General features: G+C 52.4%; 19 protein-coding genes. 16 read left to right on the top strand and 3 right to left on the bottom strand.

Annotated elements, in window-relative coordinates; genetic code table 11:
- The first annotated feature begins 52 nt into the window (after window positions 1-52).
- Together HHO50_RS00400 and HHO50_RS00395 are read left to right on the top strand one after the other, a co-directional pair.
- On the top strand, window positions 53-1,093 hold the full coding sequence (locus tag HHO50_RS00400) for a chemotaxis protein CheB (protein WP_181304028.1): 1,041 nt from the start codon (window positions 53-55) through the stop codon (window positions 1,091-1,093).
- Window positions 1,094-2,078: 985 nt separating this feature from the next.
- Window positions 2,079-2,372, top strand: coding sequence for a hypothetical protein (locus tag HHO50_RS00395; protein ID WP_181304027.1), 294 nt, complete (start codon window positions 2,079-2,081; stop codon window positions 2,370-2,372).
- 658 nt (window positions 2,373-3,030) lie between these two features.
- On the opposite strand, the gene HHO50_RS00390 is transcribed toward HHO50_RS00395, so the two are convergent.
- Window positions 3,031-3,966, bottom strand: a complete 936-nt coding sequence (locus HHO50_RS00390) for an isoaspartyl peptidase/L-asparaginase family protein (RefSeq protein WP_181304026.1) — start codon at window positions 3,964-3,966, stop codon at window positions 3,031-3,033.
- 537 nt (window positions 3,967-4,503) lie between these two features.
- Between HHO50_RS00390 and HHO50_RS00385 the strand changes: the two genes are divergently transcribed.
- Together HHO50_RS00385 and HHO50_RS00380 are read left to right on the top strand one after the other, a co-directional pair.
- Entirely contained in the window at window positions 4,504-4,848 is a 345-nt protein-coding gene (locus HHO50_RS00385; RefSeq protein WP_181304025.1) for an STAS domain-containing protein, read from the top strand.
- 119 nt (window positions 4,849-4,967) lie between these two features.
- Window positions 4,968-5,297: a hypothetical protein gene (locus tag HHO50_RS00380; RefSeq protein ID WP_181304024.1), complete on the top strand. Its 330-nt coding sequence runs from the start codon at window positions 4,968-4,970 to the stop codon at window positions 5,295-5,297.
- A gap of 140 nt (window positions 5,298-5,437) precedes the next feature.
- Here the strand turns inward: HHO50_RS00380 and HHO50_RS00375 are convergent, their stop codons facing one another.
- Both HHO50_RS00375 and HHO50_RS00370 read right to left on the bottom strand, forming a co-directional pair.
- Entirely contained in the window at window positions 5,438-5,920 is a 483-nt protein-coding gene (locus HHO50_RS00375) for a phospholipase D-like domain-containing protein (RefSeq protein WP_181304023.1), read from the bottom strand.
- Window positions 5,921-6,071: 151 nt separating this feature from the next.
- Window positions 6,072-6,848 (bottom strand): helix-turn-helix domain-containing protein, encoded by a 777-nt coding sequence (locus HHO50_RS00370; RefSeq protein WP_181304022.1) that lies wholly within the window; start codon window positions 6,846-6,848, stop codon window positions 6,072-6,074.
- A gap of 299 nt (window positions 6,849-7,147) precedes the next feature.
- Between HHO50_RS00370 and HHO50_RS00365 the strand changes: the two genes are divergently transcribed.
- From HHO50_RS00365 to HHO50_RS00310, 12 genes are all read left to right on the top strand, one after another.
- Window positions 7,148-7,369, top strand: a complete 222-nt coding sequence (locus HHO50_RS00365; protein ID WP_181304021.1) for a hypothetical protein — start codon at window positions 7,148-7,150, stop codon at window positions 7,367-7,369.
- 40 nt (window positions 7,370-7,409) lie between these two features.
- Window positions 7,410-7,808, top strand: a complete 399-nt coding sequence (locus tag HHO50_RS00360; protein ID WP_181304020.1) for a YbjN domain-containing protein — start codon at window positions 7,410-7,412, stop codon at window positions 7,806-7,808.
- Between the two features lie 13 nt (window positions 7,809-7,821).
- Entirely contained in the window at window positions 7,822-8,397 is a 576-nt protein-coding gene (locus HHO50_RS00355) for a hypothetical protein (RefSeq protein WP_181304019.1), read from the top strand.
- Between the two features lie 287 nt (window positions 8,398-8,684).
- On the top strand, window positions 8,685-8,879 hold the full coding sequence (locus HHO50_RS00350) for a hypothetical protein (protein WP_181304018.1): 195 nt from the start codon (window positions 8,685-8,687) through the stop codon (window positions 8,877-8,879).
- A 104-nt stretch (window positions 8,880-8,983) separates the two neighbouring features.
- Window positions 8,984-9,604 carry an OB-fold-containig protein gene (locus HHO50_RS00345; protein WP_181304017.1) on the top strand — a complete coding sequence of 207 codons (621 nt, stop codon included), beginning with the start codon at window positions 8,984-8,986 and terminating at the stop codon, window positions 9,602-9,604.
- Between the two features lie 17 nt (window positions 9,605-9,621).
- Window positions 9,622-11,793 carry a flotillin family protein gene (locus HHO50_RS00340; RefSeq protein WP_255478531.1) on the top strand — a complete coding sequence of 724 codons (2,172 nt, stop codon included), beginning with the start codon at window positions 9,622-9,624 and terminating at the stop codon, window positions 11,791-11,793.
- A gap of 300 nt (window positions 11,794-12,093) precedes the next feature.
- Window positions 12,094-12,762 carry a hypothetical protein gene (locus HHO50_RS00335; protein WP_181304016.1) on the top strand — a complete coding sequence of 223 codons (669 nt, stop codon included), beginning with the start codon at window positions 12,094-12,096 and terminating at the stop codon, window positions 12,760-12,762.
- A gap of 226 nt (window positions 12,763-12,988) precedes the next feature.
- Window positions 12,989-13,378, top strand: coding sequence for a hypothetical protein (locus tag HHO50_RS00330; protein ID WP_181304015.1), 390 nt, complete (start codon window positions 12,989-12,991; stop codon window positions 13,376-13,378).
- Between the two features lie 248 nt (window positions 13,379-13,626).
- Entirely contained in the window at window positions 13,627-18,618 is a 4,992-nt protein-coding gene (locus tag HHO50_RS00325) for a DNA repair ATPase (protein WP_181304014.1), read from the top strand.
- Between the two features lie 23 nt (window positions 18,619-18,641).
- Window positions 18,642-19,058 carry a hypothetical protein gene (locus tag HHO50_RS00320; RefSeq protein ID WP_181304013.1) on the top strand — a complete coding sequence of 139 codons (417 nt, stop codon included), beginning with the start codon at window positions 18,642-18,644 and terminating at the stop codon, window positions 19,056-19,058.
- 28 nt (window positions 19,059-19,086) lie between these two features.
- On the top strand, window positions 19,087-19,437 hold the full coding sequence (locus HHO50_RS00315) for a hypothetical protein (protein ID WP_181304012.1): 351 nt from the start codon (window positions 19,087-19,089) through the stop codon (window positions 19,435-19,437).
- Window positions 19,438-19,519: 82 nt separating this feature from the next.
- The gene (locus tag HHO50_RS00310) at window positions 19,520-20,026 is read left to right on the top strand and encodes a DinB family protein (RefSeq protein ID WP_181304011.1); all 507 of its coding nucleotides are present in this window, start codon (window positions 19,520-19,522) and stop codon (window positions 20,024-20,026) included.
- Window positions 20,027-20,039: the final 13 nt, after the last annotated feature.

Genomic DNA, 20,039 nt, shown 5'->3' with positions numbered 1-20,039 from the left:
GGTTGTTTCTGCGTTCTGGCACGTACAAACAAAACAAGCAAACCCAACCAACATGAAACTTCCGCATCACGATATCATTGTGATTGGCACCTCGGCCGGAGGCATGGCCGTTCTCTGTGAGCTGATGGAGCAACTGCCCGCCGATTTGCCCGCTTCCATCTTTATTGTGCAGCACCTGGCCAGAAACTCAAATTCTGATGTACTGGTAGACCGGCTGAACAAGACTTCCAAGCTTATCTGCCAGGTAGCCGCCCACGAACAAACCATTGAACACGGTAACGTGTACTTTGTACCCCAAGACCACCACCTGCTGCTGCAGAAAGGCCGCATGCTGGTGACCAAAGGCCCGCGCGAGAACCTGTTCCGGCCCGCCATTGACCCTTTGTTCCGCTCAGCGGCGGCGGCGTACGGCCCCCGGGTCATTGGCATTGTGCTCACGGGCATGCTGCAGGACGGCACTGTGGGCATGGAAATGATCAAGCGCAGCGGCGGCATCACCCTGGTGCAGCACCCCGAAGAAGCCGAATACCCCGACATGCCCCTGAGCGTGCTGAACGAGATTGAGGTAGATTACGTGGTCAGCGTAGCTGAAATGGGGCAATTACTGCAAGAGCTGGTCTTTGTGCCCGCCTCCTCCTCCGCAGAGGTTCCCGAAGATGTGACCTATGAAGCCACCATTGCCGAGCGCCTCATGCTGGACACCGGCGAGATTGAAGACACCGAGTTAATGGGGCCCCGTTCCCAATTTTCTTGCCCCAGTTGCGGCGGCGCGCTGTGGGAAGTGACCAAAGGCAACGTGACCCATTTCCGGTGCCACGTGGGGCACGCCTTTACCCCAGACGCGTACCTCAACGCCAACGTAGAATCCATTGAGGAAACCCTCTGGATTGCCATGCGCATGCTGGAGGAACGCCGCACCATGCTCAGCGCCCTGGCCGACCAGGACAAGCGCAAAGGCCACAACACCTGGTCAGAAGCCCAGGAAGAGCGCGCCCAGGAACTGAAACAACATATCGCCCGCATTCGGCACCTACTCATGGCCAACGCCAACGCCCGCCACCGCCATGATGCAGAAGAAAAAGAGGTAGGCTGATGGTAGACCCCGTTTAGAGCCTGCTTTCCAGAAAACAGGCGTGAAACGGCTTCTGGTAAGTACGGAGACAGCATTGTATTTGTCCTCCTGAAAGGATCTTGTGGGCGAACTAGAATAGCTTTGATGGAGCGCTATTGCCGTTCGTGACCCAGGCTCCTCTTGTAGGGAAACTTTTGCTGCTGTTCGGGAGTTCCACTCCGCCGGGAGCCACGGGCAAAAGAAGGGGAGTGGAACTCCCCGACCGAGTGCTTCCGGAGTGGAACTCCGAAAGAGCAGGGATGGTGTTTTGGGGAAACGCACCAACCACCCGCTTCCCAGTTTTGCTGAAGGTCACGCTTCTTTCCGCATATGCCACCATTGGTTTAGTTCTGCGCCGTAGTAACTGACGTTGCGCCATCCGGCCAGTGGTTCCCGGCGAGTCTGGAGACTCGCTTCCTCCTTTGGCACGAGATTAAAGTCTCGCGCCAGTTGGTTCTAAACCTGTGAGGTCTCCAAGACCTCACAGGTTTAAGTATTTCCGGCCTGTTTTCCGTAATGCCGCTTGCTCCAAAGACCTCGTAGTGCGCGCCGCTCCTACGAGTGTCTACGCCGATCTCGTTTCCGGCCTGTTTTTACCAAAACGGTTCTAAACCTGTGAGGTCTCCAAGACCTCACAGGTTTCCGCGTTTCCGGCCCGTTTTCCTTGAAACAGCCCTAAAACGCTGGGGCGAAGGGAGGCTATCTGCGCCCGCAGAAAAAAAACAACCGTAGAAAGCAATGCATGCCCTAGACAAGGCAGTGCCTGGTCTCTACTTCTCTCTGACACTCCGCAAAATGAGAACTCTTTCACTGAAATCCTTGTGGGCTGCCCATACGCGCAGTCATGTTGGTAGCCAGATAGTTGGTTTCTGGTGTATACCGTATTTTCTCCATGAAAATGTCCGTATAACTACAACCTAATCGGGGGATGTTCGTTAAGATGGGCATAAAGCATAAAAGGAGAGGTATGAGAGAGGAAGAGAAAGTGCTGAAGACGGTGTATGGCTTAGTGAAAGGAGATCCATCGCCGGTGCATTTGCCGGTGTCACTGGTGACCATGAGCCAGATCGCCGATTTACCGTTGGAACAAGTGCAGAAGTGCTGCCGTGTTCTGGAAAACCACGGTTGCCTCATCAGCGGCAAAGGCATCTCTGAACCCATCTACTACATCACAAGAATGGGCGTGAATGAAGCGCTGAACCCCACCTTGCCTTTCTATATTTATTCATCTGCCATGCCGCAGCTTAGAAAGCGGGCATAAGACTTTTTATTCTTACTGGTAACCTCAACGGCTCGCGTTTAGGGGGTGTTTTCAGGAAAACACCCCCTAAACGCGAGCCGTTGAGGTTTTAAACAGCTTCTCTCGCTCGCCTCCGGCGAGGGTGGGCTACTTTCGGCCTCTGGCCGCTGGGAACATCTTTCTGCCTGGTCACGGATTACCTTAGTAGCGGCGGGACGCCGCGGGTAACCCACCCTCGCCAGAGGTAAGCGAGGGATTTACCTGCCTACGCCTACCGAAATGGAATGGTCGTTTATGACCTGTTTTCTGAAAAACAGGTCATAAACGACCATTGTTAGCGAAACATGCAAGATGTATAAACCGCTCTCGGAGCGGGATTCTGGAGGCAACCTTCCGGGGGTGGAACTCCCAAACAGCAAAGACAGGTGGTTGTATTGCCTTATTCCCCTCCTGAGGCTCATCTTGCAGGGAAAAAGGAACTCTCTTCCTTGGCGTTTCCCCTGACAAGCCAAAATCCATGGATGGCAGGCTGGAAGGCTTTTTTTCCGTCCCGTCTGGGGGGAGGCCGGAGAAGCGGAATAGCTTTCTAGTTTTTGGAGTTTTCCGCTAAAACCTGCGTCATTTCACCTAAAGGCACTTCTTGTTCTTCCCTACATGATGAGTTGGGGTGTTTCTGGGTTTATTCTTCCTTTTCCCAACTGTCCTCTTCTTCCCGCCACAGGGCAAGGTAGGTAGGTTCGTCATTGCGTTTGCAGGCCCTGAACATGAGGCTGGTTTCAAAGCTGAACTCTACGTTGCCTGTGGGGTCTACGGCTATAAAGTTGCGGTCGCCTTCAATGCGATCCCGGTAGATGGTCATGGCTTCTTTGGCGGCTTCTTTGAGCGGAAGCCCTTTGTATTTCATGAGGGCGTACACTTCATGGGCTACGTTAGAGCGCATGATGCCTTCGCCGTCGCCGGTGCAGGAAACGGCCACCACGTCATTGTTCGCGTACACGCCGCTGCCAATAATGGGAGAGTCGCCCACCCGGCCCGGAAGCTGGTTAACCAAACCTCCGGTAGAGGTGGCGGCGGCCAGGTTGCCGTGCATGTCCAGGGCTACGGCGCCCACGGTGTCATGGCCTGTCACAGAGGCTTCCTTCTTCGCCTCTTTGAGGGATTTCTCTTTTTCATCGGTCAGGAAATAGGCGTCTGCTTTCAGCTCCAGGTGATGGTCGCGGGCAAATTCCTCGGCCCCGGGGCCAACCAGCATCACGTGTTTAGATTGTTCCATGACGGCTCTGGCCAGCGTAATGGGGTTCTTGACGTGTTGTACGCCCGCCACCGCGCCTGCCTGCATGGTTTTCCCGTCCATAATGGCGGCATCAAACTCGGTGGTGTGGGCACTGGTGAGGCTGCCCCCTTTGCCGGCGTTAAAAAGCGGGTTGTTTTCCATGCTGTTCACGGCCGCCTCTACGGCATCCAAGGCGTTGCCGCCGTTCTTTAAGATATGCCAGCCGGCCATGAGCGCATTTTCCAGGCCTTGCTCATAGGCGGCCTGCTTGGTTTCACTTAACTCCTCCTTGCTCTGGTTCTCGGCTCCGCCGTGAATGGCAATCACCCACTTGTTCTCCATAGGTTGTTGTGTCTTTAGGTTGGGTTGTCTGGTCTGGGGCTGGTGCCCAGGGTGCTTGAATGTACGGCAGAGTGCTGGGCCGGTTGGCCTGATAAATACGGAAAAGGGACGGGTGTTTTACGGATGCGGGTTCAGTTTTGCTTTCATCAACCGTTAAAATTGAATAATGGCAGAATGTACCTCCTTCTGCAAGCCAGATCTGGCTGTTTATGCGGCTGGGTGTAGAAAAATTCCGTGTTTTATCGGCTAGAATGCCGTGTTTTTTCAGCCGCTGCACAAGGGTGAAACCGCGTATACCTACCTATAGCTAAGACGCCATGGTGGCGTGTGCAGCGGTTCAGCTGGAGGCAGCCTTCACCCACAGTAGTATGACCCAACATCCCAGATATTATAAAACGTGGAGAAAAAGACCGGCAACCGGAAAGATAGGAGAACGCCGGAAACCTTGGCGCGCGCTGTCGGCGGGCCTGTTGGGTGCGGAGGAAAAATCCGGGGCGGGCGACTTGTTCCACGCTCACGTAAAACCTGAATAACGGTATGCAGAAGATCATTACAGAAAAGATTGGCGGGAAAGTGATTCTTCTGTTGCAGGAAGATCTTGATACCGCTGACCAGCGGTTGACCCGGTGTTTGCCAAGTCTGTGCCAGGCCGCCCCGGAGTTGAGTGTCTGGATTGACTGCTCCAGCCTGGAGTGCATCAAGGCTTATGGGTTCTGCCACTTCGTGAACCAGTTGTTGGTGCTCAAATCTTACGGGATCTCTGTGACGCTGCTGCACCTGAGCAGGCAACAACAGCAGCTTTTACGCTTGCTGCAGGTAGATGCTCTGGTTGCGGTAGTGCCAGATGTTGCGGAGGCGTACCAGTTGGCGCAGGCTTCTTAGTTTTGGATGGCCTTTCCTGGGGCACGCAGCAGGGCAACGGAATAGCACAGAGCAAAAGGAGGTGAAAAGACGCTACAGTCAATAACTTAGAGCGAGAGGAGCAAAGAGGCAGTATGGGGTTGGATCAGTTCAACGATTTAGAGGAGGCGCTCACTTATTTAGGGAAGCAGGGGTATTCCCATTCATTTACCTGCTGCCCCCAAGGGTGGCAGTGCAAAGAAACCAAAGAGATCTTCTCGCCAGATGAGTTGCGGGTGGAGAAATGCCACCGGTTCCATCAAAGCCGTGGGGCTCACAAAGTAGCGGTTCTGTACGTGGTCGCCGCCCCCAACGGTACCAAAGGGCTTATCATTGATAATTTCTCTACCTACGGCAACGCCCTGTTCGGGGAGTTTCTGGTGCGCATGAAACTCTATCAAATTCCCGCAGACAGGCGTAGAAAGGCATAGACTTTATCCCGTACCCAGTGTCATTCTGTGAGCTTTTATGCTCACTTACTTTAGCGTCTTTTGGCCTGTTTTCCTAAAAACAGGCCTAAAACGAAGGCGCAAGCAGACGTTCTCGCCAGAAGGCACCTTTTGCTTGGCTTTTATTTATAGAAGGACATCTCCTCCCATAACCGGTTGAATTCTTCGGCATAGCTAGCCACCACGTGGGCATCTGAGGTAACCAGTACGTTTTCATGGTTGTACAAAGCCGCGCTGCGCGTCCAGTTATAGGAGCCGGTGAGGACGTGCGTGTGGTCAATTATGGCAAATTTGTGGTGCATGTGGTTGGAGGTGTTGTCTACTTTGACCTTCAGGCCCGCCTGCGCCAACTGCCTGATGTCTGAGCCTTTGTCAAACAGTTTCTCGTTGTCGGTGAGCAGTTGTATTTTAACGCCTTTGCGGTGCGCCAACAGAAGAGCGTTGGTAATGCGGTCATCTGAGATGGTGAACACGCAGATTTTCAAGGAGGACGTGGCCGCGTGAATGCACTCCAAGATGGCAGTCAGACATTCTTCGCCGGGGCTGAAATAAACCGCATTCTGAATAGCAGAAGTGTTCTTAAAGAGGGAGAAGACAGTTTTCAAGCAAAAGGAATTAAGTGGTTCAGCCGGAAAGATACAAACTAACCGCAGACTTGCGCTTTCACCTCAAACAATGTCAATTCAGGCCTGCCCCTTTTCCGCCTCCTTTTCAAAAAACAAGCCAAAATCTACCTTCACTCCATCATTCCATCTCTCACTCACTCGTAAACTTCTGCACCAAGCTTTCCAGTCTAGTCAAACGTTCTTCCAGAGAGGACGGTGATTTCAGATAGGTGCTGTATACGCCGTCAACATGCCAGATTTCGGTGGCATCCGCTACCGGCACGGAAAGGTGGTCATAATCCGGGTTGTCTGCTTTGAGCAGGAGAGCGCTGTCTTCGGTGAGGCCCTGGAAACGGCGGGTAATCAGTTTGTGCTGCGTGACTACTACATAGACTTCATTCGGCTTTAGCAGGGAAGCATCTGTGCCCACCGCGGAACAGTACAGGATATCGCCGTGGCGCAGGCCGTGTTGCTGGTACTGCATTTCTGAACCGGTGTGCTCAAAGGCGCGGTGCAGTTGTTGTGCTTCGCCGGGCAAGATCAAGGAGGGCAGGGCGTCTATGAATTGCTTTTCCTGGCGGTGCGCGAAATACGCCAGTTGCTGGTTTGCCATCACCAATGCCGTACGGTAGGCAGGGGCTTCTGCGGATTCTGCTACTTTTATGAGCAGGTGGTCAGGTTGTAAATCCCGTTTAAAGATATCAAAGCCGTATAAATCATTAACGGTCAGTTCTTTGGTGATTAAAAGATCCAGGCTGATGCCGAAGTGCCGGGCTATCTGAACCAGCGTTTCAATCTTGGGTTCTGATCTTCCTTCCTCGTAGGCTCCTACGCTAGGGCGCGCCAAATCAAAGAGTTGCGCAAAAGCAGCTTGGCTCAAATTCTTGACCGTCCTGATCTTCTTGATGTTCTTCCCGATGCACGACATAAAAAATATTTTAAAAATAAACCTGCTACAATTTTGAGCGTATCTATTTTTTGTAGTATAATTGCCTTTGAAATCAGGGCAAGATAAGCAGTAAAATTGATAGATGCTATAAGTATGAGCAGAAGCAGCGTTTCTAGGCTATATTCTTGAAACTAGGCGAAAACTAGAAGGGCAGGAAATATTGTCAGGATTATGAGCCATTTAGCTTGAGAATAGGAGGAGGCGCTTCTTTGCGAGTAAGATCGGCTATTCAGAGGAATAGAATGAAAATTGATGTCGTCACTAAAGTCAGAAACCAAATGGAAAATAGTACCTGGAAAACTCGATTACTTCCCCTTCTTATCACCTTCGTGGTGGTAAAGCTGGTGCATCACCTGGCCGGGTTTGACTATGATATCTTCCTGGAAGGGGTATTCACCGTGAGGTTTTTGCTTGATATTGGGACTTGGGTGGCGGTGTATGTAGTGGTCTCTTTCCTATTGAAGAAAGTATTCCCATCAAAGGAGGCAACGGATAAATGAATTGGCTGGCGTAGCTTAGAAACAGAATTATAGATAAACGATGAAACAAAACTACTTTCTGCAAGTGAGAAACTACTTGGTGGAACTGGACTACCAGATTACCCTGGAAGACACGCACAACTGCGTGTTTGTGGTGGAGAAGGAGAGCCTGGGCATCAAGAACCTGGTCATTGGCTGTACCGATCCGCTTTTGATCATGGAGCAGTACATTCTGGAACTGCCCAAAATCACCGTGGAGATCTGCCAGAACCTGCTCCAGAAAAACCGCGACATCATTCACGGGGCCTTTGTGCTGGATGAAACGGGCCGGCGGCTCATCTTCCGTGACACCCTGCAAATGAGCAAACTGGACTTACATGAATTGGAGGCTTCGCTTAATTCCCTCGCCCTCTTGTTGAGCGAATATGCCCAGCAACTCCATCAATTCTCTAAAAGCTAACACCCTGCCTACCATGAATATTCTGCAACGAATTCTAAAAACCACCCAAAAAGAAGCGCACCCCACGGTGGAGGAACTCAAAACGTCCATTCAGAAGATGGAGGAAGACCTCCAGAGCTTGCGGGCTGAACTGGAAAAAAGCCTACTCTCCTTAGAAGCGCTGGAAAAGAAAGAGGAAAGCCCGACTAGGCCGCTGGCCGCTGGGCAAGAAACCGCACCCACTAAAACCCAAACAGAGCAGGGCATCGGGGTACTGAAAGACAGCATCAGTGAGTTGGAAGTACAGGTGCGGGTGCTCCGGGCACGGGTCATGGTGAGTTCTACCACCAACACCATCAAAAAGCAGATGGCGCAACTCAGCTCCATGGGCTCGGTGACCTTGCTTGAAAACCAGAAAGAAAAAGAAGCAACCCGGGGTGAGAGGCCATCTTCCGGTGACAGCACCGGCACGCCCCAGAAACCCAACCAAGAACCCGGCCAACCTCTGGCCGCATGCACGCCCCAGGCATTTACCCCCAAAGCAGATGCCTTGCAAGAGAAATCCGGCCTAACGCCTAACGGCCCAGAGTCAGCCGCAGAACGGCCATAGAAAGAGAAGTGGTTTCAGGCCTCTTTTTCTGAAACCCGGCTGAAATCAGAAGATTCCCTGCCTTGCCGGTGGCGAGTGAAGGAAAGAGGCTCCCACCGTTTTTGGCCTTATTCCCTAAAACAAGGCCAAAAACGAAATTGCAACCGAACGCACGACTTAGAGCTTGTCTAAATTTTGGCTTCGTAAGCGAAAACGGCAAGAGTGAGGTTCTCTCCATGGCCGTTTGCAGCACGAAAGACAAAGTTTGAACATGCTCTTAGAACTCAAGACTCAGCACTCTTTTTAAAATGGGACAATTAGGATTTATCTTTTTCGCGGCGGTGGGCTTCTGGGTAGGCATGAGTGGAGTAGTGGAGGCGAACCAACTTGTAAATGCCCTGGTGCCGATGCTGGCAGAAATAGGGCCTTCGCTCGTGGAGACGGAAGGGCAGGCCTGGCAAACCGCCTGCCTGAGACTGGTGACGGCTAAGTTATTCCCCTAAACCCAGCCAGTCCTTGCATTGAAAAATATAGGTTTAGTGCTAGAAGCAAGGGTTGCGGGAAACCACAAAATTTGTATATTTAGACAACAGAGAACAACCCGCCTATGCAAGAACTTCTACACGCTTCCCTTTCCAGTGCCAACGTATTTGCCAGTGGCCTGCTCGTTTTTGTGCTCCTTTATTGGCTCACGGTTATGGCGGGCGTTCTGGATATCAGTTCGTTAGATGTTGACATTGACTTGGAGGCTGACGCAGACACAGCGGTGGCTGGGTTTGACGCGGTGCTGGCGTTTTTCCATCTGGGCCGGGTGCCGCTCATGGTCTTCTTGTCTTTTTTCGCGCTGCCGTATTGGGCTTTTTCGGTGGGTGTCAATCATGTGCTGGGCACGCAGTCCAATTGGGTGGGGCTTTTGCTGGTGCTGCCGCTCATGTTTTGCTGCCTCTTCGTGGCTAAATTCCTGACTTTGCCCTTCGTGAAGTTGTTTGCGACCATGCAGAAGGAAGAAGCCCCCAACGCCGCTTTCATTGGGCAAATGTGTACCGTGTTGTTGCCCACCACGCACACGCAAATTGGCCAGGCCGCCCTGAAAACCAAAGGCGCACCGGTGCTTTTGAACGTGAAAACGGCCCAGAACAACTTAGTCCAGAAAGGCCAGACAGCCGTGGTAATTGAGTATTTTCCAGAAAACAACCTGTATTTAATAGAACCTTACCCCTCACTTTAACCCTTTATCAACCTTCTATGTTTCAAACCCTTACTCTAACATCTGTCATTCTACTGGCGGTGCTGGCCTTCGGGATGTTTGTGGTCATCATCAAAATGTACCGCAAAGCCATTCAGGGCGAAGCCATGGTGCGCACCGGCATGGGCGACACCAAAGTCTCTTTCTCCGGTATCTTCGTGGTGCCCGTCATCCACAAACTGGAAGTGATGGACATCACCCTCAAAACCATCGTGATTGCCCGCACCGGGGCAGAAGGGTTGATTTGCAAAGACAACCTGCGCGCCGACATTAAGGTGAACTTCTTTCTGCGCGTGAACAAAACCCAGGAAGACGTGGTGCAGGTGGCGCAGTCCATTGGGTGTAAGCGGGCCTCAGACCCGGGTGCGCTGGAAAGCCTTTTTGACGCGAAATTCTCAGAAGCCCTCAAAACCGTGGGCAAGCACTTTGACTTCGTGGAACTCTACCAAAGCCGCGAGGACTTCAAACGCCAGATTCTGCAAACCATTGGCACCGACTTGAACGGCTATGTGCTGGACGACTGCGCCATTGATTACCTGGAGCAGACGCCGCTTTCAAGCCTGAACGAAAACAACATTCTGGATGCCGAGGGTATCAAGAAAATAATTGACCTCACCGCCCGTCAGAAAGTGCAGGCCAATCTCATTGAGCGTGAACGCGAGAAAACCATCAAGAAACAGAACGTAGAGGCGCAGGAAACCATTTTGGAACTGGAGAAGCAACTCGCTGAAAACCAGGAAAAACAGCGCCGCGAGATTGCCAGCATCAAAGCCAGAGAGTCGGCGGAGATTGAGAAAGTCACCCAGGAGCAACGCATGATTTCGGAACGCGCCCGCATCGCTACAGATGAGGAAGTCATGATTTCGGAGCAGAACCGCGAGCGCCAGGTGTTGGTGGCCGAACGCAGCAAGCAACGCACCGACGCCGTGGAAACGGTGCGCGTGGAGCAGGCTAAAATGCTGGAAGAAAACGAGATGCAGCGCATTGTGGCCCTGGCTCAGATTGAGAAAGAGAAAGCCATAGAAGAAGAGCGCAAGAACATTCAAGGCATCATTCGGGAGCGGATCACCGTGGAGAAAGCCGTGGTAGAAGAGGAAGAGAAAATCAAAGACACCAAAGCCTTTGCCGAAGCCGAACGTCTGAAATCAGTCGCCATCACCACGGCCACCATGGTGGCCGAGGAAGCGCTGGTGAAAGAAATAAAAGGCGCCGAAGCCGCCCGGAAAGCCGCTGAATTCCACGCGGAAGAACTTTTGATTAACGCCGAGGCCGAGAAAACCTCCAGCGTGAACCGCGCCCAAGCCATGAAAGTAATGGCCGAGGCCGAAGCCACCCAAGCCGCCGCCAAAGGGTTGTCAGAAGCTCAGGTGATGGAAGCCAAAGCCGCCGCCCGCCAGAAAGAAGGGGAAGCCGAAGCCAACGTCACCGAACGCCAGGCCGTGGCCACCGCCAAAGCCACCCGCGTACAAGCCGAGGCCCAGGCCGAAGCCGACGAGAAGTTAGGATTAGTCGCCGCCAAAGTAACCCAGGAGCAAGGCTTGGCAGACGCGTCTATCATTGCCAGCCTGGCTGCCGCCGAAGAAAAACGCGGCCTAGCCGAAGCCCGCGTGAGCGGCGAGAAGTTCACCGTGGAAGCCAAAGGCATCGAAGAAAAAGCCGATGCCATGAAGAAACTGGACGGCGTGGGCAAAGAGCACGAAGAGTTCAAACTGCGTCTGGAGAAAGACAAAGCCATTGAACTGGCCCAGATTGACATCCAGAAAGACATTGCCGCCTCACAAGCCGCCGTCCTTTCTGAAGCTTTGAAAGCCGCCAAAATAGACATTGTGGGCGGCGAGACTATGTTCTTTGATCAGATTGTGGGCTCCATCACCAAAGGCAAACAGGTAGATAGGTTGGTCACCAACAGCGAAGTGCTGGGCACCGTCAAAGACGCGTTCTTCCAGAAAGACAGCAACGGCCACATTGACTTCAAAGCCAACCTGCAGCGCTTCATCCAGCACTTCGGCATGAACTCAGAGGATGTGCGCAACCTCAGCGTTTCTGCCCTGCTTTTGAAAATGATGCAGCAAAAGACCCTGGACGAAGCCACCACCAACACCCTGAAAGAACTGACCTCCACGGCCTCGGCTTTGGGGTTGGGCGACAAACCAGTCTACACGTTGAATTAACATTCCCTATTCCCCTCTCCAACATACAGGAGAGGGGAGCAGGAAGGTTAGTAAGATGCGGAGCTGGGCCCATAAAATGCGTTTTCAGCCTGTTTTCAGCAATTCAGAGGAAAAGCATTTTCCGTTTTAGGGCAGTTTTTAGAAAAGCAGCCTTGAAATGAAAAGGAAGGAAGTTAAAATGGGATTATGGTCAAAAACTCTCTATGCGTGGGAAAACTATCGGGCATTGTCTTTCTAGCTTGGTATTAAATCAGTAATTTTAATTTCAGCCGTAAAATTATTGACGCAAAGTATCCTTTTATGAAAGCTATTTCTTTTTCTCTTCTCTTGAGTGTTTTGGTGATGACCGCCGGTCAGGCGCAGGCGCCTACTACGGTCAAAGACCGGGCGAACTACAGCTTGCAGCAGCAGTTCAGTTCGTTGAAGTTCAGATCCTCAACTGAGATGAAATACAACCAACCGCATAAGGTAGTAAAGCAAGCCAGTCTGGATGCCTTCTTCAAAAATGTACAGGACACGCTGCGGGCCCGGCAACAAAGCATCAAAAACGCCGGAAAAGAGACGGCCGTCAAACTGGCCCAGACCCAGAAAGAACTAGCCGACCAGAAAGCCCAGGTACAGGCTTTGCAGGAGGTAAATGCCCAAAAAGAAAGACAGATTCAGCAAGGTGCGCATGACGTGGCCAGCCTGTCGGTGCTGGGCATAGACATGGACAAGCAGGTGTACGTGATTCTGAGCTTGGTCATTATCCTGGCCTTGGCCGCCGTGGCCGCCGTCTTCGCGGTCATGTACAAAAACAGCAACCGCGTCACCGAAGAGAAAATCCAAGCCTATGATGAGCTTACGGAGGAATTCAAAGCCCACAAACAACTGGCCCGTGAAAGAGAAATCAAACTGAAGCGAGAGCAGCAGTCTGAAGCCAACAAAGTAGAAGAACTGAAACAGCAACTTGCCCAGTTGAGAAATTAGCGGGTAGGGAAAGCAGTAAAGGCAAATCTACTTTTGCTCCTTATTTTGATACTCCCCCGTTGAAGCTAATCTTGTAGGGGAATTTTTACTAAAGTTGCTGTTCGGGATTGGAAAGCGCCTCTTCTTTCATTGGAATGGCTAATGCTTTTTCCCCACAAGATGAGCTTTGAAGAGGGTAGGGGGATGTTGACACAGAAGGTCACGCATTGTACAACTAGGGAATAGGATGCAGGAAAGACTAAGAATTCTCGTCGAGTATGGAGCAACAGGCCTCATAGTTACGTTCTTGCTGCTCTTTTTCGCCCCTTTGTGCATGGTCTTCCTTCCTGTTGTTTTTAATCTGCTGCTTTGGAAAAAATTGAAAACTTTAGGAGGGGGGAAGCAATGTGTATCACTTGGAATAATAATCGGGTTTTTCACAACTTCAGTGTTTTTCCTTCAGGTATTGTATGTTGAAGCAGATTGGTGGAGTTGCACAGAACGTATCTCTGACCAACAGGCTAATATTGGGTATGCCTCTACCATGATTTTGTTCTCACTGTTGTGCTGGGGCTATGGCACGGCTTTCCTTGACAGAAGAAATAAAAACTTGGAAACCGCAGACCAGCTGATGTAAACATTCCCCTCGATCCCTTCAAAGGGGGAGTATCAGATAAAGTAGAAAAAGCAAAATAAATACCTGGTAAAGACCTCACAGGATTTCAAAACCTGTGAGGTCTCCATCAAACCCGTTTCCCGCCTGTTTTCCCAAAAACAAGCCTGAAACGCACCTATAACACATCACTGCTTCACCCCGCATCAGCGGAAAAGCTTCCTCTCCATGGGAGAGGGGGTTGGGGGTGAGGCTCTTACATAACCACCAACATGTCTACCGCACCCACTTTTACCGCTTCAGACGCCACCAACCCCGTTCAACTGGAAGGCGGCACCTATGAAATCCTGCGTAATCGCTTATCTAAAAGCGGAGGCGAATTGCGGGGCCTGTTAGACCAACTGAACCAGGAGCGCAAAGAAGTCTTCGGGGCGATTGAGACGAAACTGCTGACCACGGAGCGGGTGACCACCGAGCACAACTGCGTGCCCTATGACATGGTGCCGGTGGGGGAGCAATTGCTGTTCGGCTACAACGTGCACCTGGGCCTGAAAACGGAGGTGGAACTGAGCGATGTGTTCAGCGTCTATTCGTATGAAAACCACCAATTCCACCAACAAGGGCTGGAGTTAATAGACCACGCAGAGTTTAGGGACGAGTTTCAGAAGCTGTACAAGTACTACAAGAACACGCAGTTTGTGAAGTTCGCCGTGCAGGGCGTGCACCTGTTCATGGTGTTCCGGGTGGGCAAGGGCGTCAATGACATCAAAACCTTCAAGTGGGCCCTGCAGGCAGGAAAACTGACCTACCTGGACAACCGCTCTGACCACGAGTACACCTTCCCTAACCAGCACGACTTCGTCTGGAAGCGCGTCACCCGCGAGGCGCACCGCAAAGGCAAGCACCCGCACATCTCCATTGAGGACAAGGTGTTCGTGGAGACCATAGGGGGCGATCTGACCATCAAAGTAGAGGACAACACCGAGTCCGGCCACGGCATCTACTCAGAGCCGGTAGACGACAAGGATCAGACGCTGGATGACTCGGAACTCTATTATTCCATCATCGGCAACCTGATTCTGCTCAAGATAAAGCCGTACCGCGAGAACAACTACCGCTACTTGGTCTACAACGCCAAATTGAAAGAGGCGCGCCGCATAGATGCCATCCAGGATTGCTGCGTGTTCCTGCCCGAAAACCAGGGTTTGATCTACGCCTACGGCTATTACCTGCAAACCGGCGAGTTCAAGAGTTTTGACAACGGCCTGCAGGAGATGCTGTTTGAGAAGCGCATCGCCTCGCCCAACGGCGAAGATTACCTGTACGTCTTCTACAACAAGCAGAGCGGCGTGTACCTGTTGCTCAGCTACAACCTCATCACCCAGAAGATAGAAAGCCCCATCATCTGCCACGGTTACGCCATCTACGAGAACGGCGAGCTCTGTTATTTCAGGGCCGATGAGGAACCCAAAAAACACCACGCCCTCCAGATCTGGCAGACGCCCTACATTGGCAGCAACTTCACCATTCCGGTCACCAAAGAAAGTTACCTGTACAAGATAGGCAACAAAGAGATTGTGCAAGCCATGGCCGAGTGTACCGAGATTCTGACGCTGCTCAACAAAGAGGATTCCTACGACAACCTGTACCTGGATCTCATCAAAATCACCACCGATTTACTGGACAGCTACCATTGGCTTGGCAAAAAGGAGACGTTTGAACTGGCGCAGCCCCTCGCGGCTATTAAGCAGACGGCTACGGCAGCAGTGGAGGAATATGAGAAGGTCATCAGCATCAGAAAGAGCACGCAGGCGCAGGTAGAACAGGTGCTTGGCTCCGCCGATGCCTTGCTTTCTAAACTCAAAATGCAGGCCAACGGCCACATCAACGACTACGTGAAGTCACTGGCCGATTTGCGGTCGGTGCGCGGCGAGGTGATTTCCCTGAAAGAACTCCGCTACGCAGATGTGGGGCGAATTGAAACGTACGAGGCGCAGTTGCAAAGCTTCAGCCAGGAAATCGCGAACCAAACGGTAGACTTCCTGTTGAAGCCCGATGCGTTGGTGCCCTATGAGCAGCACGTGGCTCAAATCACGGCGGGCATAGATACCATTGGCAAAGTGGTAGAGGCCGATGCCACCGAGAAGGAAATCTCGGGCGTGAGCACCGAGCTGGAGATGCTGATTGAGATTGTGAGCAACCTCAAGATGGAGGACGCCACCCAGACCACGCGCATCGTGGACGCCATCTCCACCATCTACGCCACGTTCAACAAAACCAAAGCCACCCTCAAACGCAAACGGCAGGAGCTGTTGAGCGCCGAGGGCCAGGCCGAGTTCAACGCCCAAATCAAGCTCATCAGCCAGAGCGTCATCAATTTCCTGGACATCTGCGACACGCCCCAGAAGTGCGAGGAATACCTCACCAAACTCATGGTGCAGCTGGAGGAACTGGAAGGCCGCTTCTCGGAGTTTGACGCTTTTCTGGAAATAATAGCCGATAAACGGGAGGAAATTTACTCTGCCTTCGAGAGCAAGAAAGTAGTCCTGCAGGAAGCCCGCAACAAACGCGCCACCACCCTGCAACAAGCCGCCGACCGTATTCTCAAAGCCGTTCAAAGCCGCATCAGCAAGCTGGAAACCGTGGCCGACATCAACGGCTATTACGCCTCAGATTTGATGCTGGAAAAGGTGCGCACCACCGTAGCCGAGCTCCTGGCCATGGGCGACACCGTGAAAGCCGATGCCATCCAGAGCCGCCTCAAAACCCTGCGCGAAGACGCCGTGCGCCAGCTCAAAGACAAAAGCGAGCTGTTCGTGGACGGGCAGAACGTGCTCAAGTTCGGGACGCACCACTTCACCGTGAACACCCAGCCGCTGGAGCTCAGCATTGTGCACCGCGACGACGCGATGTACTACCATCTCACCGGCACCAGCTTCTTCGAGAAAATCACCGACGAGCGTTTCCTGAGCTTCCGTCCCGTTTGGGAGCAGTCGCTTATCTCTGAGAACAACCAGGTGTACCGCGCCGAGTACCTAGCGTTCCAGATTTTGCAGGCGGCTCAAAATGTGAAGAATACATCCGCCCCGGCGGAAGTCCAGGAGGGAAGTTTGCAACTCTTGACGGTAGACCAACTGCACAAACTACCGCAGCAAGAATTAGTGGCCTACGTGCAGAAATTCATGGCTTCCCGCTTCAACGAAGGCTATCTCAAAGGCGTGCACGACCATGATGCGGCGGTGATTCTAAGCTCCTTGGTACGCCTCTTCAAGACCGCGGATTTACTCCGTTACCCCGCCGTAGACCGCGCTGCTGCCCGCTGTTTCTGGGCCGTTTTCGCGAAAGAAGGCCAAAAACAGCTGTTCCATCATCAACTAAAAGGTGTGAGCGCCATTCTGCAGGTCTTCCCCGAGACGCACCAGTTTGACAACATCAAAGCTGATTTACAACGCGAGGTGCAGGCATTTCAGCAAGAGACAGGTTTGTTGCCAGAGGCGAATGCGGTTGCCGCAGGGGAGTACCTGTTCTTTGAGCTGACCCGTGGCGACCACTTCATTTCCAGTTCTCAGGCGGCTGAGTTGGTGCAGAACTTCCACCAATACCTTTCGGAGAAAAACGCGTGGCCAATGTTTGAGGCCTCGGCGCAAGCCTTGGAGGAAAACAAAGTTGAGCAGTTTGAATTACTGCTGCATTGGCTAAAGGCGTATCTGGCGCAAGCGAACTTGCTAGAAGAAAGTGAATACATACCCGAGGCCGCGGTGCTGTTGCTGTTGCAGGAACTGCAGCCGAAGCAAGTAGTGCACGCCAACCTGCGCGAGACCTTGAGTGGCTTGCAGGGCACGCACCCGCTGTTGCAGGAGCAACAATATCCGCTGCACTTCCACCAGTTCCAACAGAAACTAAGCCATTATGAAACCCACGTGGTGAGCCAGTACAAGGCTTTCCACGCGCTGAAACACCGGTTGACAGTTGAATTTGAAGAAGAGCTGCGCTTGCAGGAATTCAAACCGCGGGTCATGTCTTCGTTTGTGCGGAACAAGCTGATTGACCAGGTGTATTTGCCGCTCATCGGCGCGAACCTGGCCAAACAAATGGGCACCGCCGGGGAGACCAAGCGCACTGATTTGATGGGCATGTTGCTGTTGCTGTCGCCGCCGGGTTACGGCAAAACCACGCTCATGGAGTACATCGCCAACCGGCTGGGCATCATCTTTATGAAAATCAACGGGCCTGCCATTGGGCACCAGGTCACCGCACTTGACCCTGCGGAGGCCCCCAACGCCGCCGCCCGTGAGGAACTGGAGAAGCTGAACCTGTCCTTCGAGATGGGCGACAACGTGATGATTTACCTGGACGACATCCAACACTGCCACCCTGAGTTCCTGCAGAAATTCATCTCGCTCTGTGATGCCCAGCGCAAGATTGAGGGTGTGTACAAAGGCCGCCCCCGCACCTATGATTTCCGGGGCAAAAAAGTGTGCGTGGTCATGGCCGGGAATCCCTACACCGAGACCGGCGACAAATTCCGCATCCCGGACATGCTCGCCAACCGCGCCGACATCTACAACCTGGGCGACATCATAGGCGACACCGAAGACGTGTTCAAGCTGAGTTACCTGGAAAACTCGCTCACCTCCAACGCCGTGCTAGCCAAGCTGAGTGCCAAAAGCCAGAAAGACGTGTACGCGCTGGTGACCCTGGCCGAGACCGGCAACAGCGAAGGCCTGGAACTGGAGGGCAACCACACCGCCGCCGAGATCAGCGAGTACGTGGCCGTCCTCAAGAAGCTCCTGTCCATCCGCGACGTGATTCTGAAGGTGAACCTGGAGTACATCCGCTCTGCCGCCCAAGCCGACGAATACCGCACCGAGCCGCCGTTCAAGATGCAGGGCTCGTACCGCAACATGAACAAGCTCACGGAGAAGGTCATGCCCATCATGAATGACGCCGAACTGCACACGCTCATCTTATCCCACTATCAAGCAGAGTCCCAAACTTTGACCACTGGCGCCGAGGCCAATCTACTCAAGTTCAAACAGCTCATCGGCGTAGCCACGCCCGAGGAAAAACAGCGCTGGGAAGACATCAAAGCAGCCTTCGTGCGGAACAACAAGCTGAAAGGCTTCGGGGACGGGAACCAGGTAGGGCAGGTGCTGGCGCAGATGGAGAACATCTCTGACGGTTTGGCGGGGATTAAGCAAGTGTTGGGAGAGAGGCAGACGGAAAAGGTGTTGATTACGCCACCAAGTCCTTTGTCAAATTAGAAGAAAGTTTAGAGCATACATTTATGCAAGTCTTCCACTACACCTTTTCAAGTCCATTGCAAGCAGAGAATATTGATCTAGGGACTATTGAAGGCGAAAGAATGGTTTCTTATTTCTTGGATTATCCTTGGGCAGATTGGCTTCTAAAGATGGAAGGAGTGAAGGAAGGAGACATTTACTTTTCTCCTACCCTAAACTTTGAAAATAAAGAGACGAAGCAGAAAATCCTGGTTTCAGCAGTAGGGGATAGGGCAGGTTTTGTGTTTTATGTCTTCTACCAGCGACCTATAATGGTTAACCATTTCTTTGGGCTACGACAGAAATATAAGGAAGACCACACCACTGAAGTGTTACATCAGTCAAAAGAAAAGACTGCCTTATTAGTTGAGGCTTTTGCAAAAGGGAACAATACTTACCTGGAAGAAGAAATTAAGTATTGACGCCATTGTCCAACTAGGAAACTGCGTTGTGCGTAGAGTACTGGCGCCAGCGCACAACAACAACAACAACAACAACAACAACAACAACAACAACAACAACAACAACAAGCGGCAACCGCCGGCCCGCAGTGTGGCCCTGATGATGGGAATCTGGTCTTGTGCGAGTGCCGTGGGCGAGTTTTTGGCCTGTAAGATTGGGGCTTTGATGAGCGTGCCCGCCAACGTAGTGGATAATCTGGTGCTGTCGCTGCCGTATTACGCTCAGATCCTGAACCAGATTGGGCGTTGGTCGTTGGGCATTGGCGTGGTGCTGATCTTGTTCAGCAGAGTGATCAGGAAGTGGCTGGGCGAGGTGCGGGAAGCAAAGCCACTGCGCTAAATTCAAAAACGGGGGCGGGACTATTTCCTGCTCCCGTTCTTTTTTCTAACTTGGAGCAACCACACCAAAACCCGAACGAACGATGGAGTTAAACCAAAAGCTACTACGGCAGTTTGAACAGGAAGCCGCCAACACCCGAAAAATGCTGGAACGGGTGCCCGAAGAACATTTTGACTGGAAACCGCATGCCAAAAGTATGTCCCTGAAAGCGTTGGCGGCCCACGTGGCTGAGTTGCCGGGTATGTTCATTGCCTACGTGCTAAAATCTGAGGAACTGGATTTCAGCACCCAGAAATACACGCCCTTCGCCGGAACTTCCCACCAGGAGTTAATGGCCCATTTTGAGGAAAACTACCAAAAAGCAGTGAAGGCCTTAAATGATACCAACGTGGTGGAAATCGCCAAGAACTGGACGCTGCGGAGCGGGGAGCACGTGATTGTTTCCATGCCAAAACAAGCGGTCATCAGAAACCTGGCCATGAACCACCTCATCCACCACCGGGGTCAATTGAGTGTGTACCTGCGCCTGTTAGATGTACCGGTGCCGGGCATGTACGGCCCATCGGCCGATGAAGGCTTTGGCGGCTAAATCTCACTTGCCC

The sequence above is a fragment of the Rufibacter sp. XAAS-G3-1 genome, assembly GCF_013623775.1.
Lineage (GTDB): Bacteria > Bacteroidota > Bacteroidia > Cytophagales > Hymenobacteraceae > Nibribacter.
Note: the sequence above shows the minus strand (reverse complement) of the source record. Positions and strands in the feature narration are given on the sequence as shown.

Coding starts and splice junctions, on each gene's coding strand:
- HHO50_RS00365 (WP_181304021.1), top strand. CDS start 7,148: ATGGAAAATAGTACCTGGAAAACTCGATTACTTCCCCTTCTTATCACC.
- HHO50_RS00395 (WP_181304027.1), top strand. CDS start 2,079: ATGAGAGAGGAAGAGAAAGTGCTGAAGACGGTGTATGGCTTAGTGAAA.
- HHO50_RS00325 (WP_181304014.1), top strand. CDS start 13,627: ATGTCTACCGCACCCACTTTTACCGCTTCAGACGCCACCAACCCCGTT.
- HHO50_RS00335 (WP_181304016.1), top strand. CDS start 12,094: ATGAAAGCTATTTCTTTTTCTCTTCTCTTGAGTGTTTTGGTGATGACC.
- HHO50_RS00340 (WP_255478531.1), top strand. CDS start 9,622: ATGTTTCAAACCCTTACTCTAACATCTGTCATTCTACTGGCGGTGCTG.
- HHO50_RS00310 (WP_181304011.1), top strand. CDS start 19,520: ATGGAGTTAAACCAAAAGCTACTACGGCAGTTTGAACAGGAAGCCGCC.
- HHO50_RS00330 (WP_181304015.1), top strand. CDS start 12,989: ATGCAGGAAAGACTAAGAATTCTCGTCGAGTATGGAGCAACAGGCCTC.
- HHO50_RS00360 (WP_181304020.1), top strand. CDS start 7,410: ATGAAACAAAACTACTTTCTGCAAGTGAGAAACTACTTGGTGGAACTG.
- HHO50_RS00320 (WP_181304013.1), top strand. CDS start 18,642: ATGCAAGTCTTCCACTACACCTTTTCAAGTCCATTGCAAGCAGAGAAT.
- HHO50_RS00390 (WP_181304026.1), bottom strand. CDS start 3,966: ATGGAGAACAAGTGGGTGATTGCCATTCACGGCGGAGCCGAGAACCAG.
- HHO50_RS00350 (WP_181304018.1), top strand. CDS start 8,685: ATGGGACAATTAGGATTTATCTTTTTCGCGGCGGTGGGCTTCTGGGTA.
- HHO50_RS00370 (WP_181304022.1), bottom strand. CDS start 6,848: ATGTCGTGCATCGGGAAGAACATCAAGAAGATCAGGACGGTCAAGAAT.
- HHO50_RS00345 (WP_181304017.1), top strand. CDS start 8,984: ATGCAAGAACTTCTACACGCTTCCCTTTCCAGTGCCAACGTATTTGCC.
- HHO50_RS00400 (WP_181304028.1), top strand. CDS start 53: ATGAAACTTCCGCATCACGATATCATTGTGATTGGCACCTCGGCCGGA.
- HHO50_RS00385 (WP_181304025.1), top strand. CDS start 4,504: ATGCAGAAGATCATTACAGAAAAGATTGGCGGGAAAGTGATTCTTCTG.
- HHO50_RS00355 (WP_181304019.1), top strand. CDS start 7,822: ATGAATATTCTGCAACGAATTCTAAAAACCACCCAAAAAGAAGCGCAC.